The organism is Asanoa sp. NPDC049475, from assembly GCF_040676915.1.
GTDB lineage: Bacteria > Actinomycetota > Actinomycetes > Mycobacteriales > Micromonosporaceae > Asanoa.
Window position 1 is genome coordinate 840384 of record NZ_JBFAPY010000001.1, and the last position, 14631, is coordinate 855014.

The window sequence follows — 14631 nt, forward strand, 5'->3', positions numbered from 1 at the left end:
CGTGACCCGCGGTGACGGTCCTCCTCCCAAGGTGGCGGGTGACACGGCCCTCGGGGGTTGGCTGTGTCACCCGCCTCCGCCTTGTGTCGGGTAGCGGACGCGAGGTCGATTCCGATCTATGAGCGGCCTACTCTCCATCCCCGGTGGGGTGACGGAGGGTGGGCACCGTGACGGTCGTCGAGACCCGGGTGAGTGTGTGGGAGGCGCTGGCCGGGCGGGCGCCGGGGCAGCCGGTCGGCCCGCACGACCCCGGCATGTGGGCCGCCGTCGTCGAGCGGCTCAATCCGGCCCGGGCCAAGCCCGTGCTGCGCGCCGGGATCGAGCAGGTCGACCTCGTGTCGGTGCGCGACGTGCCGTACGTGATGCTCCGCTCGCCCGACGACCGCGGCGCCGCCTGCTACCTGCGGCTCACTCCCGAGGAGTGGCAGCTCGCGACCTTGATGGACGGCACGCGCACGGTTGCCCGCCTCGTCGCCGAGTTCGCCCGGATCGGTGGTCGCCTCGCGCCGGACCAGGTCACCCGCGTGGTCGCCGACCTGGCCGCCAACCGCATGCTGGCCGAGCTGCCCGTCGACGCGTTCCGCCCGCTGGCCCGCGTGCACCGTCGCCCCTGGCCGATGCGGCTGGGCCGCACGCTGCTGGCCTTCGCGCAGGGCCGGCGCACGGTGATCGCCGACATCGACCCGCTGGTCGGCTTCCTCTACCGGGCCGGCGGCCGGTTCCTCTTCCACAAGGCCGTCGCCGCGCTGCTGGGCGTCGTCGCCGTGGCCGGCCTGCTCGCCTTCGGCTGGACCTGGTGGCACGGGGAGGAGTCGGTCTTCCTGACCGGCGGCTCGTACGCGACCGGCGCCGCCGTCCTGCTCGGCCTCAACGTGCTCGCGCTGGCCTGTCACGAGCTCGGCCACGCGCTGGCCACCAAGCACGCCGGCCGTCGGGTGCCGGCCGCCGGCTTCCTCGTCTACTTCGGCATCCCGTCCGTATTCGTCGACACCACCGACGTGTGGATGGCCGGCCGCCGCGCACGGATGACCACCACCGCCGCCGGTCCGGCCGCCGGACTGGTGCTGGCCGGCATCGCGGGGCTCGTCGGCGTGTTCGTGCCCGAAGCCGCGCCGTGGACGTTCAAGCTCGCCTTCGCCTGGTACCTCAACGCCCTGTTCAACCTCAACCCCTTCCTCGCGCTCGACGGCTACTACCTGCTGATGGACTGGCTGGAGATCCCGAACCTGCGCGCCCGGGGCCTCACCTACGTCGTCAGCCGGCTCCGCCGCCGCCCGCCGCGCTGGTCGGAGCTCGACCGCGAGGGCCGGCTCGTCGCGCTCTACGGCACGGTCGCCGTGCTGTGGGTGGCGATCGCGGTCAACCTCGGCTGGCGCATCTGGACCGACCGCGTCGCCGGGCTGACCATCGGGCTGTGGCGCTCCGGCTGGCCCGCGCGGATCCTGCTCGCCGCCGTCATCTGCGGCCTGGCCGCGCCGCTGGTCTACCTCCTGTTCGGTTGGCTCGCCTGCCGCGTTCGCGCGCTGCGCCGCCGGCTCGCCCAGCGCCGCAGCGACCTCGACGCGCCGCGCCGGCTCGACGCACTGCGGGCGTCCGCGCTCGGCCGGCTGCCCGGTGCCGCGCTCGGCGACCTCGCCGCGGCCGCCACCTGGGTCCGCCCGCGCACCGGTCAACAGCTCGTCCTCGCCGGCTCCGCACAGCGTGCCGTCTACGTCGTGGTCGACGGCGCGGTCGAGGCCCGCCGCCCCGACGACCCGTCCGGCCTGGTCCGGCAGCGGCTCGGCGCCGGTGGCGTGGTCGGGCTGGCCAGCGCGCTGAGCGGGGCACCGGCCGCGCTCGCGTGGCACACCGCCGGCACGACGCTGCTGTCCATCCCGCCGTCCGCGGTGTCCCGCGCGATCGGCCCGGTGCCGGGGCCGCCGCCGGCCGAGTGGGACCAGGCCGACCGGCTGTTCGCCGAGGCGCCCGCGCTCCAGTCGCTCAGCGCGGAGGACCGGATGGGGCTCGTCTCCGCCGCCCGCCCGATCCTGCTCGCGCCCGGCGAGCCCGTCTCGCTCCAAGGCGCCACCGACGCCGTGGTCGTCGAGTCCGGCACCGTGGTCCTGCCTGACGGCACCGACCTGCGCCGAGGCACCCTGATCGGCCCGATCGGCGACGGGCCGGGCGGTGTCGTCGCGACCGCGCGCACGCCCACCCGGCTGTGGTCCGTGCCCGCGCTTCCCGGCGTGCCGTTGCTGCTCGGTGCCGATCCGGCCGTGGTCGCCTCGGTCGCCGGCGCCGGTCCGCAGGTCGGCGTGCACCCGTCGGGCGGCTACCCGCCGTTGGCCGCGCCGCCCGGGCCGCCGCCCGTGATCGACGAGACGGTCGACGGTCGCTTCGAGCGCCGGCTGTGGTGGCTGACCGCCCTGCTCCTGCTGCTCGCGCTGTTCCTGACCGCCACCAACTTCCTGCCCGGGCCGGCCTGGGCCGAGATGCCGGCCGACCGCGCGCTGCTGTCGACCACGCGGGGCACCGCGGACGTCCAGGTCAACGGCAAGCAGCTCAAGCTCGGCTCCGGGGGCCAGGTGTACGTGACCGAAGGCGACCAGGTGCGCCTGCGGGACCGGTCCTCCGCGACGCTGACCTTCCGCGGCGGGTCCGTGACCGTGCTGTGTGCCGGCAGTGGCGTCGCGGTCGGTCCGCTGTGGAGCGAGGGTGCCCGGCGCACGGTGCCGCACGGGTCGTTGCGGCTGGCCGACGGGCGGGTGCTGGTCGACACCGCGAGCACGCGCAGCACGTTCCGGGCGCTGGACCTGTCGCTCGAGGCCGCCGGGGTGCGGCTGACGAACGACGACGCCGCCTGGTACCGGGTCAGCGCCGGCGGCGGCACCATGGTCTCCACCGGTTCCGTAAGGGTCGACGGCGAGGTCCAGCCGGCCACCGACGCGGCGCTCGACTGCGGTGACGGTCGCGAGGTGCCGCGCCCGGCCGGGCCGACCGAGGAGCCGTCGCCGAGCGAGGAGCCTTCGCCGACAGACTTCCCGTCGCCCACGGCCACGCCGAGCGTGACGCCGACTCCGCCGGCCGGCACCGACGACGATGACGACGGCAATGGCGATGACGACGACAACCCGCCGGCCGGTCAACCGGGCGACAACCCGGTCCCACCCGTCACCCGCCCGCCGACTACGACACCACCGACGACCCCGCCGACCTCGCCGCCGTCGAATGATCCGCCCGTGATCACGGGCATCAGTGCGGACCCCAACCCGATGGGTGGTCCGTGCGGAGGCACCGCCACGACCACGGTCGTCGTCAAGGTGGACGACGAAGATGCGGTATCAGGCAGCGGATCGTGGTCGATATCCCAGCTCGAGCAGGGTGACGGCTTCTCACTCGATGGCAAGGGTGGGACCTTCAGTGGGCGCGTAGCCGTGCCCTACACGGAGGCCTCTGAGTCAGGCCGCTTCTCGGTCTTCATCTCGGTGACCATCTTCGATTCAGCTGAACAACAGTCGAAGGAGGCAACGATCACCGTGCCTCTCGCTGCTTGCACACCGATTATCGGCTAAGGGAGAGTTCGTGCTCTGTTGGTTTTGTCCTAAGTCGGCGCGGGGGTCGTGCCGGTTCTGTGGGCGCGGGGTGTGCGAGGACCACGCCCGGTTCGGTCCGTTCCTGCTGGAGGTGCACCGGTCGGAGACCCGCAACCGCGCCGAAGGGCTCGTGGTCGAGGACGCCGTGCAATGTGGCACGTGCCGGCCGCGTCCCCAGCCGGTGCCGATGCCGGAGCTCGACTGACGGGGCTACCGTAGGAGCGCCGTCGATGGGGAGGGGCCAACGATGAGTGACTTCGACGAGGTGCTGGAGCGGTTGGTGGTCGACCCGGCGTTCGCCAGCGCCCTCGCGTCCGACCCAGGGCTGGCCCTGGCCAGCTATTCGCTGAGCGACGACGAGATCGCCCTGCTGCACACCCAGGTCGGCGGCGAGTCGACGACCGAGCACGCGGTGGAGACCCGGGCCAACCAGTCGAGCACGTTCGGCCTGCTCGGCTCGCTGGGCGGGCTGCTCGCCGACGGCGGCCCGATCGGCGGCACGTCCGGGCTCGGGCACGCGGCGACGAGCGGCTTCGGCTCGGCCGCCGGCACGTCGGGCCTGGGTCCGGCCGGCTACGACGGGGCGAGCTTCGGCCCGTACGCGCAGGCCGAAGGCACCCACGGCGGCATGGGCGGCCTCTCCGGCTTCGGCGACGAGATCGGCCGAGGGCTCCAAGAGACGGGCACCGACGCGATGGGTCCGGCCCCGCAAGGGACCGCGGGCCTCGGTCCGGCACCCGCGGGCGGCCACGCCGGCCTCGGCCACGCCGCGCCGGAGACGCCGAGCTCCGTGGTGCCCGAGGGCTACCACACCCGGGTCGACGTCGACGGTGACGGCGACTGGGACAAGCACGTCCTGCTCGGCCGGGGCGGCGGCGTCGACATCATGGTCGACAACGACCGCGACGGCCGGGTCGACTTCGTCGGTCACGACACCGACGGCGACGGCCTGGTCAACTCCGCCGACTACGACAAGGACGGCGACGGCGTCTTCGAGAAGACGATGTACGACGACAACGGCGACGGCTGGATGGACCGCACCGTCCATCACTGACCGGCGCGCAGATAGGTCAGCACGGCGACGACCCGCCGGTTGCGGTCGTCGTCGGGCGGCAGGTCGAGCTTGGCCAGGATGTTGCCGACGTGCTTGCCCACCGCCGCCTCGGAGACGACCAGCAACCGGGCGATGGCCGCGTTGGAGTGTCCCTCGGCGACGAGCTGGAGCACCTCGCGCTCCCGGTTGGACAGTTGGTCGAGCGGGTCGCGCCGGCGGCGTACGAGTTGGGAGACGACCTGCGGGTCGACCACCGTGCCGCCGGCGGCGACCTGGCGCAGCGCGGCGATGAACTCCGCGATGTCGACCACCCGGTCCTTGAGCAGGTAGCCCACGCCTCGGCCGGCCCCCGAGTCGAGCAGCTCGGCGGCGTAGCTCTCCTGCACGTACTGGCTGAGGGCCACCACCGGCAGCCCGGGAAGGCGGCGGCGCAGCTCGACCGCGGCCCGCAGGCCCTCGTCGGTGAAGCCCGGCGGCATCCGGATGTCGGTGATCACCAGGTCCGGCACCTCAGCGTCGACGGCGGCCACGAGGGCGGCCGCGTCGCCGACCGCGGTGACCGTGAAGCCGAAGCGGTCGAGGATGCCGGTCAGTCCCTCGCGCAGCAGCGTGCCGTCCTCGGCCAGCACGGTCCGGATCACCGCCACGGCAGTTCCACCCGCAGCAGGGTCGGCCCGCCGGCCGGGCTGGACAGCCGGGTCGTGCCGCCGACCGCGGCCACCCGGTCGGCGAGCCCGGTCAGCCCGCTGCCGTCGCCCGCCTCCGCGCCGCCTTGGCCGTTGTCGCCGACCTCGACGACCAGCGTCCGGCCGTCGCGCGTCGCGGAGACCCGGACCTCCGTCGCGCCGCTGTGCTTGGCCACGTTGGCCAGGGCCTCGGCGACGACGAAGTACGCGGTCGACTCGACGTGCTCCGGCGGCCGCTCCGGCAGGTCGACCGCCACCGTCACCGGGACCGTCGAGCGGTCGGCGAGCTCGCGTGCCGCCGCCTCCAGGCCGCTGTCGGTGAGCACCTGCGGGTGGATGCCGCGGATCAGCTCCCGAAGCTCGGCCATGAGCTGCTTGGCCTGGTCGTGCGCGACGCCGACGCTGCGGGCGGCGGGGCTGTCCGGCGGCAGGTCGAGCTGGGCCACCCCGAGCTGCAGGGTCAGGCTGACGAGGCGCTGCTGTGCCCCGTCGTGCAGGTCGCGCTCGATCCGCCGGCGCTCGGCGCTGAAGCCGTCGACCAGCCGGGCACGGGAGCTGACCACCTCGGCCAGCCGGCTGCGGGCCTGTTCGTCGGCGCTGCCGAGCAGTACCCGGGCCAGCGCGCCGTGGGCTCCCGCGACCACGCCGAACAGGTACGGCACGGCGGGCAGCAGGACCAGACCGAGCAGCGCGTACGGCAGCGCCTCCGATGGCGTGTCCACCGCCGCCGCGCCGAGCGTGATCGGGTCGCCGGCGCTGACGACGAAGGGGCTGGAGATCAGCGCGACGACCATCAGCACGCCGATGCCGGCCACGAAGTAGACCAGAGGCACCACGGAGCTCAGGGCGAAGCCGTAGACCACCGCCCGCCAGGTGGCCGGGTCGATGTAGCGGTCCGCCAGCCAGCGGATCCACAGGCCGGGCGCGGGTGGCGGCAGCCCGGGCAGCGGCCGGTCGTCGACCAGGCGGAGCCGGAACCGCTCCACGGCGGCCAGGAGGACGGCGCTGACCGGCGCGACCGTGCCGAGCAGCACGGTGCCGACGCAGACCAGCAGCACGAGTTGCGTACCGGACAGGTTGGTCTCGCCCCGGATCAGCCGGTCGCCGGCGATCACCCAGGGGAGCGCGACGGTGCCGAACACCAGCATCGCCACGAACCCGATCGGGGCCGTGCTGATCAGGTAGCCCAGCGAACGCCAGGGCCACGCGGTCCGCAGGAAGGTCGGTCTGGCCAGAGCACGCAACGCGGTCATGGCGACGACGCTAACGGCGGGACCGTCGGGTACGCCCTACGCCTGCCGCTAGTCCTGAGGTAGAGCCAGCTATACGCGTCCGAGATTGCACTGGTGTTGCGGGTCATCGAAGACCACCATTACGGACAGGGAGGTGTTCGCGGTGGTGGCCATCGCCACGGATCAGTTGACCAAGGTCTTCGACGACGGCACGGTCGCGGTCGACCAGGTCAGCCTGCTCGCCGCGCCCGGCGAGTTCCTGGTACTGCTCGGGCCGACCGGCTGCGGCAAGTCGACGATCCTCCGGCTGGTCGCGGGGCTCGAGGTGCCGACCGCCGGGCGGGTGCTGCTCGACGGCCGGGTGGTCGACCACCTGCCGTCGCGGGAGCGCCGGCTGGCGATGGTCTTCCAGGACTACGCGCTCTATCCGCACCTGACCGTCGCGCAGAACATCGGCTTCCCGCTGCGGGTGCGGCACGAGTCCGCGACCGACGTGGCGGCCCGGGTCAACGAGGTCGCCGAGCAGTTGGCCATCACCGGCCTGCTGCGCAAGCTGCCAGGGGCGCTCTCCGGTGGTGAGCGGCAGCGGGTGGCGATGGCGCGGGCGATCATCCGCCGACCGCAGGGCTTCCTCCTCGACGAGCCACTGTCCAACCTGGACGCCGGTCTGCGTGCGGAGCTGCGCTCCGACGTGGCGGCGCTGGCCCGCCGGCTCGGCGTGACCACCCTCTACGTCACGCACGACCAGGCCGAGGCGATGACCATGGCCGACCGGGTGGCGGTGCTGCGCCGCGGGGTGCTGCAACAGGTCGGTCCGCCGGCGGAGGTCTACAACGACCCCGCGACGCTGTTCGTCGCCGCGTTCCTCGGCACACCGCGCACCAGCCTGCTGGAGGGCGCGGTCTACGCCGACGGCGACCGGGTCGTGATCGACCTCGGCTCGCAGGTGGTCGAGCTGCCCGCCGGCCACCCCGTGCGCGCCCGGCACACCGACCGGGTCACGGTCGCGCTCCGCGCCGACGCGCTCACGCCGGCACCCGCCGGGCACACCGGTCCGGTGCTGTCCGGCACCGTCCGCCAGGTCGAGCACCTCGGGCACGAGGCACTGGTGCACGTCGACACCGGCGCGCTGCCCACCTCGACCGAGCGGTCCCGGCTGGAGCTGCCCGGGCCGCAGGCCGCCGCCCTGATGCGCGAGGCGCCCCGGCCGGCGGCGGCGCGCACCGAATACGGCTTCTATCCGGCGTACGACCCGGAGCTGCCCGGAGAGCCGCCCCCGATCGGTGAGGTGGTGCTGCGGATGCCGGCGGTCGGGGTGCCGCGCTTGGCCGAGACCCTGCGGATCGCCGTCGACATCGACCGCCTGCTGCTGTTCGACCGGGCAGGGGCGCGGATCCGCCTAGCCGCTCGGGAAGCCGGCCAACGCGACGTCTAGGCGTTCGGCGTACGGCCGGCTGATCGCGCCCTCGCCGGCCCGGACGGCGACCTTCTCCCGGAGCTGGTTGACCCGGTCGGGCCGGGTCTCCTCCGCGTCCAGCTGCCGCAGCAGGTTGCGCAGGTCGGTCGCGATGTCCTGGCGGATGTCACCGGCCTGTTGGCCCTCGGTGATGAGGCCGTCGACCCGGCTCAGCGCCTCGCCGAACGAGACGGGTCCGGCGGCCGTCGGCGTCGGTGCCGGCGGCTCGGCCACGGACGACGGCGTGGCGGTCGGCCGCGCCACGACGTCGCCGTCGGGTGACGACGGGTCCTCGTGGAGCAGCGGCACCAGAACGGCGGTGGCCAGCAGCAGCACGGCAGCGACCGCGGCCGCGACCAGGAGCCGGCCGCGGCGCGGTGCCGGGGCCGGGCCGAGGGCCGGGGCCGGCGGTGGGGTAGCGGCGGGCGGCGCGATCGCCGCACGTAGCTCGGCCGCCGCGGCGTGCGCCGTCGGCCGGGACAGCGGGTCGCGGGCCAGGCACCGCATGCAGAGCTCGGCCACCGCGGGCGGCAGCCCGGGCACGTCGGGCGGCGCCGGAGCGAGCCCGGTGGACCAGGCCCGCGTCAGCTCCTCCCAGGTGTCGGCCGGCACCGGCACGTGCCCGGTCAGCGTCTCGTAGAGCAGCACGCCGAGCGCGTAGCTGTCGGTCGCGGGCTGGGCCGGGGTGCCGTCGAGGCGCTCCGGTGCGACGTACGCCGGCGTGCCGAAGGTCTCGCCCTCGGCGTCGTCGTCCGGCGCACCGACCCGGGTGGCGATCCCGAAGTCGAGCACCTTCGCGCCCGTCGGGGTCATCATCACGTTGGCCGGCGTGACGTCGCGGTGCACGATCCCCAGCCGGTGCGCGGCGGCGAGCGCCTCGGCCACCTCGGCGCACACCCGCACCGCGTCGAGCCAGGGCAACGGACCCTCGGTCAGCCGGGCCTCCAGCTCCTCGCCGGTGAGCAGCTCGAACACCACGAACGCGGTGACCGTGCCGTCCGGCGCGACGGTCTCGGCGTAGTCGTGCACGGTCGCGACGTGCGGGTGCACGAGCTGCGCGGCGGCGCGGGCCTCGTCGCGGACCAGGTCGCGGAACCGGGCGTCGGCCGCGAGCGAGGCGGCGAGCACCTTGACCGCCACGGTCCGGTCGAGCACCTCGTCGCGGGCTCGCCAGATCACCGACATGCCGCCCGCGCCGACCCGGTCGATCAGCCGATAACGACGGGCAAGGAGGGCACCCGGGGTGAGCGTGGACATACGGTCGACACCTACCGGCAGTCTGGCGTGGGGAATGGATTCAATCTCGGCGATGCCCGGGTGGCTTGTCAACCGGAAGGGTCGCCGCCCTCGTGCCAGGATGGAGCCGTGGGTGCGGGTCGAGTGGCGTTCGTGCTGGGTGGCGGCGGAGTGCTGGGTGCCGTCGAGGTCGGCATGCTGCGGGCGCTGTTCCGCGCCGACATCAAACCCGACATCGTCATCGGCACCTCGATCGGCGCGGTCAACGGCGCGATGGTGGCCGCCGACCCGACCGAGGCGGTCACCGACCGGCTGGTGCGGCTCTGGGCGAGCCCGGAGGCCAGCGAGGTGTACGGCGACTCCGTGGCCCGGCAGCTGCGTCGGTTCGCCGCGCGCACGCACCTGCACTCACCCCGACCGTTGCGCCGGCTGCTGGAGCGCGAACTCGGCGAGGACGCCACGTTCGAGGAGCTCAAGGTGCCGTTCCGGTGCTGCGCGGCGAGCATCGAGCGCGCCGCCGAGCACTGGTTCTCCAGTGGTCCGCTGGTCGACGCGGTGCTGGCCAGTGCGTCCGTGCCGGGACTGCTGCCGCCGGCCCGGATCGGCGACGAGCACTACGTCGACGGCGGGATCGTGAACTCCATCCCCATCGGCGAGGCGGTCAGCAGTGGGGCGCGACACATCTTCGTGCTCCAGGTCGGGCGGATCGAGCGCCCGCTGACACCTCCGCGCCGTCCGTGGGAGGTGGCCCAGGTGGCATTCGAGATCGCCCGTCGGCACCGTTTCGCCCGCGAGGTGGCGGCCTTGACCGACGATGTACAGGTGCACGTGCTTCCCACGGGGGGCCTCGAGCCCCGAGACGACACGCCCTGGGCCTACCGCGACATGGCGGCGGTCGGCCGGCGGATCAGCCGCGCCTACACGGCTTCCCGTCGCTATCTGGCCCAGCACCCGCGGGCCGGGCGGGACGACGACTGATGCCGCCCCCGCCGCTCTGGCTGCGCCGGATCGTGCTGGCGCCCCTGGTCGTCCTGTTCGCGCTGGTGCTGCTGGCCACGCTGCCGGCGTGGCTGCTCCTGGCCGCCGCGGCGTCGCCGCTCGTGCCCGGCCGGCTGCGCCCGCTGCGCGTCATCTGGCTCGGCACCGTCTACGTCGTCTGGGACGCGGTCGCCCTGATCACGATGTTCGCGCTGTGGGTCGGTTCCGGCTTCGGCTGGAAGGTGCGCTCGCCCGCCTTCCAGCGCGCGCACTACGTACTCACCGGTGCGTTCCTGCGGTTCCTCTTCGCTCAAGCGCGATGGACGCTCAAGCTGCGGCTCGACATCGCCGGCAGCGACCCGGACACCGCGCAGCCCGGGCGGCCCGAGCTCGTCGTCTGCCGGCACGCCGGACCCGGTGACTCGTTCGTGCTGGTGCACGCGCTGGTCAACTGGTTCGACCGCGAGCCGCGGATCGTCCTGAAGGACAGCCTGCAGTGGGACCCGGCGGTCGACGTGATGCTCAACCGCCTGCCCAACCGGTTCATCGCGCCGCAGCGCGACCCCGACGGGCTGGAGAAGCTGGTCGGCAACCTCGCGGTCGGCCTCGACGAGAACGACGCCTTCGTGATCTTCCCGGAGGGCGGCAACTTCACGCCGCGCCGCCGGATCCGGGCGATCGAGCTGCTGCGCTCACGCGGGCTCCACCGGATGGCGGCGAAGGCCGAGAAGATGCGCAACGTGCTCGCGCCACGGCCCGGCGGGCTGCTGGCCGCCCTGGACGCCGCACCCGACGCGGGCGTGATCTTCGTGGCGCACACGGGCCTCGACCGGATGCTCACCGTCAGCGACGTCTGGCGCGAGCTGCCGATGGACAAGCAGATCACCATGCGGTTCTGGTCGGTCCCGCCGGAGGAGGTGCCGCGCGGGCGCGAACAGCGCATCGAATGGCTGTACGACTGGTGGGCGAAGATCGACGCGTGGATCGAGGAGAACCGGCCCGTGGTGGCCGCGCCGCCTGAGCACCACCTGACAGCGACCTGAGTACGCGCACTCTCCTGCCCGGGCGTCGAACCGGACAGGATGCTGTGCGTGAGCTATCCCTGCCCGTTCTGCCAGACGCCCGCTTCGTCGGAGACCGGCTGCCCCGGCTGCGGCCGAGGCCCCGATCGCGACGCGGCGGAGGTCGTGCGCCTCAACCACGAGATCGCGACGCTGGCCGTGGCGGTCGAGCAGGCCCGCCAGGCCTACGCCGACCTTTCGTCCCGGCTCGCGGCCGCCCACCGGCAGCGGGACGAGGCGGCCGGGCGGGTCCGGGCGGCGGCCTTCGCGGCGGCGGCTCCGGTCGCCGCGCCGCCAGGGCCACCGCCGCCGGCCAGGCCTGAGACGAGCCCGCGTGCGGCCCAGAACGTCCTGTTCACCCTCGGCGGCCTGCTGTTCGGCGCCGCCGCCATCATCTTCACCGGCGTGGCCTGGACCTACGGCGAGACGGGCCGGGCGGTGAGTCTGGCCGTGGTCACCGCGCTCGTGCTCGCCGTGCCGCCGCTGGCCGCGTGGCGTGGCCTGCGCTCGACGGCGGAGACCTTCGCGGCGCTCGGCATGCTGCTGCTCGTGCTCGACGGCTACGCCGCCTGGTACTCGGACCTGCTCGGCTTCGGCGGTCTCGACGGTGCGTTGTACGCGGCCCTGGTCTGCGTGGTGACGGCCGCGGCCGGTGTGGGTTACGGGCGGCTGACCGGCCTGCACGCGCCCCGGCTGGCCGCGTTGGTGGCCGTCCAACCGCTGCTGCCGCTGCTCGCGTCGTGGCTGGATGCCCCGGCGGGCGGCTGGGCGCTCGCCTTCGGCGCCACGGCGGCCGTCGACCTGGTGCTCGTCCGGGCCGGCGGCCTGGCGACCCGGGTGTTGGGTTGGGTCGGCTACGGGTGCGCACAGATCGCATCGGGGATGTGCGCGCTCGTGGTGTTCTTCGTCAGCGGTGACACCCCGGCCCTGCTGACCGGCCTGCCGGTGCTGTTGGTGGCGGCGCTGCTGGTGGCGGCCGGCATCGTCGGCCGGGTCCGCTGGCTCACGGTCGCGGGTGCGGTCACCGTGCCGCCGGCCGTGGCGGTCGCGGTGCTGCGGCCCGTCATCGAGCTCAGCGACCACGTCTCGCTGTTCGTCGCGGCCGCGACGGTGTTGGCGATCGCGCTGGCCGCGGTCCGGCTGCCGGCCGCCCGCGCCGGCGCGCTGCTCACCGCCGGCGCGTACCTGCTGCTCGTCGCGACGATGGCGGGATTCGTGGCGCTGGCCACGATGGACGCTTCGCTGCCGCCGTTCACCGCCGACGCCGTGCTCGACCGGGATTGGCTGCCGGACTGGCAACTGCCCGTTGGGCTGGCGCTCGGCACCGTCGCGCTGGCGCTGCTGGTGCCGGCCGACTGGCGCCGGGCGGCCCTGAGCGGCGGTGGCGTGCTGGTGGTGCTCGCGCTGCCCACCGACCTCGCGCTGCCCTGGTGGGCGATCTCCGCCCTTGGCCTGGCGATCGCGGCGGTGCTGCTGCTCGTGGACCGCCCGGGCTGGGAGCCGAGCGCGGCAGCGGCGCTGCTGACCGGCCACGCCGTGGTGGTCGGCCTGGCCCGGCCCTGGTCGACGGCGGCGGCGTTCGGTGCGCTGGCGCTGCTGGGGTGCGCTGCCGCCGTCCGGGGCCGGCGGCCCGCGGTGTGGTGGTGCGGTGCGGGCCTGGCTGCGGTGCCGGCGGCGGTCGCCGCGACCGTGTACGCCACCGGTGCGGGCGGTGCCTGGCCGGCCCGCGCGGGCCTGGCCGCCCTCGCGGTGCCGCTGGCCGCGACGCTGGTGTTCGCCCTTCGAGAGCGGTTCGTCCGCTACGCACCCGCGGGGGTCGGCGCGCTGGCCGTCGGTGCCCTCGTGGCCGGCATCTGGCCGCCCTTGTCCGCGCTGACCGAGCCGGCCGGCGTCTACCCGGCGATCGCGGTGCTGGCGCTGGCCGTCGCGGCCGCGGGTCTGCGAGGGATGCCTCGGCTCGTGGCCGGCCTGGCGGCCGTGCCGTTGGTGCTGCTGGCGACCGTCCTGGCGGCGCTCGCCGTGATCGTGCCGCTGTTCGCGCCCTACGGCTGGTGGGAGAAGGCGTGGACGGGCGCGCCGGCGGGCGTCGGCCTGCCGTCGGGCACCATCGACGTCACCGCCGGCCCGGCGGCAACCCTGCTGATCCTCGCGGCCGCATGCCTGGCCACGCTCGTGCACAAGCCCGACGACGATGGCAAGTTGGTCCGGAGCAGCGGGCTGATCGCGGCGTTCCTCGGCGCGTGCGGGGTGCTTGCCGTGCTGGTGGTGGCCAGTGCGCCGTGGCCGGTCCTGCCGGCGGTCACGCTCGCCGCGGGCCTGGCCTTCGGGATCGCGGCCGCCGTCCGGCCCAAGGCCGGCGTCGCCGCGGTGCCGGGCCTGTTGCTCGTCGGGGCGGGGCTCTCCGGCCTGCTGCCGACGCCCGCCGCGACCCTCGCCGGTTTCGGCGCGGTGATCACGGCCGGCGCCTTCGCCGGTGCCGCCGGCGGTGCGGTCGCCGCGCGGATCGCCGGCTGGCTGGCCGCGATCATGTCGGCCTCCGGGTTCGCCGTCGCGGCGGTGCTGGCCGCGGATCTTCCGCTGCGCCAGGCGTCCTTCCCGGTCCTCGGGGTCGGTGCGGTCGCGCTTGGCCTCGGCTACCTGCTGCGCCGCCATCGGGACGGCATCGAGGGCCCGGCCGTCGACGCGGTGGGCCACGTCGCGGTGGTGCCGGCGCTGCTGCTGGCATGGGGCGACGTCGCTATGGCGGCGGGGGTGGCGACCGCCTGGGGCGCGGTGCTCGCCGTCCGGGCCGTCCTGCCCGGCGAGCGCGCCCGGCTGCCGCTCGCCTTCGCGGCCGGTGGCAGCGAGCTTCTCGCCTGGTGGTTCCTGCTGGTCACCTGGGAGGTCGCGCTGCGCGAGGCGTACACGCTGCCCGCGGCGGCCCTCGCCCTCGGTGCCGGCTACCTGAGCCTGCGCCGCAACCCGCGGCTCGGCAGTTGGCTCGCCCTCGGGCCGGGCCTCGCCGCCGCGCTTCTGCCGAGCCTCGCGGCGGTGCTGGTGGCCGGCGGCCAGATCGAGCGGCGGCTGCTGCTCGGTGCCGGAGCGGTGGCGATCGTGCTCCTCGGCGCGCACCGTCGCTGGCAGGCGCCGGTCGTCGCGAGCGGGCTCACGCTGGTCGTGCTGACCCTCCACGAGCTGGCGGTGTGGGACCTGCTGCCGCGCTGGGCGTACCTCGCCGGTGGTGGTTTGATCTTGATCGCGGTGGCGATGACCTATGAGCGCAGGCTCCGTGACCTGCGCAAAGTGCGGGGTGCCCTGGGCCGGATGACCTGAGCGTGACGACGCCATGGTGGGGTTGGCACCACCATGGGTTCGGG

The 14631-nt window shown here is 74.5% G+C and carries 10 protein-coding genes; 7 read left to right on the forward strand and 3 right to left on the reverse strand.

The features are described 5' to 3' along the window. Window positions 1-167: 167 nt before the first annotated feature. From AB0J88_RS04025 to AB0J88_RS04035, 3 genes are all read left to right on the forward strand, one after another. Entirely contained in the window at window positions 168-3551 is a 3384-nt protein-coding gene (locus AB0J88_RS04025) for a cyclic nucleotide-binding protein (protein ID WP_364357580.1), read from the forward strand. 70 nt (window positions 3552-3621) lie between these two features. Beyond that, window positions 3622-3777, forward strand: coding sequence for a hypothetical protein (locus AB0J88_RS04030; protein WP_239083594.1), 156 nt, complete (start codon window positions 3622-3624; stop codon window positions 3775-3777). Between the two features lie 42 nt (window positions 3778-3819). Further along, a complete protein-coding gene (locus AB0J88_RS04035) occupies window positions 3820-4626 on the forward strand; it encodes a hypothetical protein (RefSeq protein ID WP_364357577.1) in 807 nt (268 codons plus the stop codon). Here AB0J88_RS04035 and AB0J88_RS04040 read toward each other — a convergent pair. Continuing rightward, window positions 4620-5267, reverse strand: a complete 648-nt coding sequence (locus AB0J88_RS04040) for a response regulator transcription factor (protein ID WP_364357903.1) — start codon at window positions 5265-5267, stop codon at window positions 4620-4622. The two genes, AB0J88_RS04035 and AB0J88_RS04040, sit on opposite strands and share 7 nt — an antisense overlap. Continuing rightward, a complete protein-coding gene (locus AB0J88_RS04045) occupies window positions 5264-6565 on the reverse strand; it encodes a sensor histidine kinase (RefSeq protein ID WP_364357574.1) in 1302 nt (433 codons plus the stop codon). Before AB0J88_RS04045 ends, AB0J88_RS04040 begins: the two co-directional genes overlap by 4 nt. Before the next feature lie 142 nt (window positions 6566-6707). On the opposite strand from AB0J88_RS04045, the gene AB0J88_RS04050 reads away from it, so the two are divergent. After that, window positions 6708-7979: an ABC transporter ATP-binding protein gene (locus tag AB0J88_RS04050; RefSeq protein ID WP_364357571.1), complete on the forward strand. Its 1272-nt coding sequence runs from the start codon at window positions 6708-6710 to the stop codon at window positions 7977-7979. Here AB0J88_RS04050 and AB0J88_RS04055 read toward each other — a convergent pair. Beyond that, window positions 7944-9257 carry a serine/threonine-protein kinase gene (locus AB0J88_RS04055; RefSeq protein WP_364357568.1) on the reverse strand — a complete coding sequence of 438 codons (1314 nt, stop codon included), beginning with the start codon at window positions 9255-9257 and terminating at the stop codon, window positions 7944-7946. The two genes, AB0J88_RS04050 and AB0J88_RS04055, sit on opposite strands and share 36 nt — an antisense overlap. 108 nt (window positions 9258-9365) lie before the next feature. Here AB0J88_RS04055 and AB0J88_RS04060 point away from each other — a divergent pair, with 108 nt between their 5' ends. From AB0J88_RS04060 to AB0J88_RS04070, 3 genes are read left to right on the forward strand one after another with little or no spacing between them, the layout of a single operon-like run. Beyond that, window positions 9366-10214, forward strand: a complete 849-nt coding sequence (locus tag AB0J88_RS04060; RefSeq protein ID WP_364357565.1) for a patatin-like phospholipase family protein — start codon at window positions 9366-9368, stop codon at window positions 10212-10214. Continuing rightward, window positions 10214-11257, forward strand: a complete 1044-nt coding sequence (locus tag AB0J88_RS04065; RefSeq protein ID WP_364357562.1) for a 1-acyl-sn-glycerol-3-phosphate acyltransferase — start codon at window positions 10214-10216, stop codon at window positions 11255-11257. The genes AB0J88_RS04060 and AB0J88_RS04065 overlap by 1 nt, the downstream gene beginning before the upstream one ends. Before the next feature lie 48 nt (window positions 11258-11305). Next, window positions 11306-14587, forward strand: coding sequence for a hypothetical protein (locus tag AB0J88_RS04070; protein WP_364357559.1), 3282 nt, complete (start codon window positions 11306-11308; stop codon window positions 14585-14587). Window positions 14588-14631 lie beyond the last annotated feature (44 nt).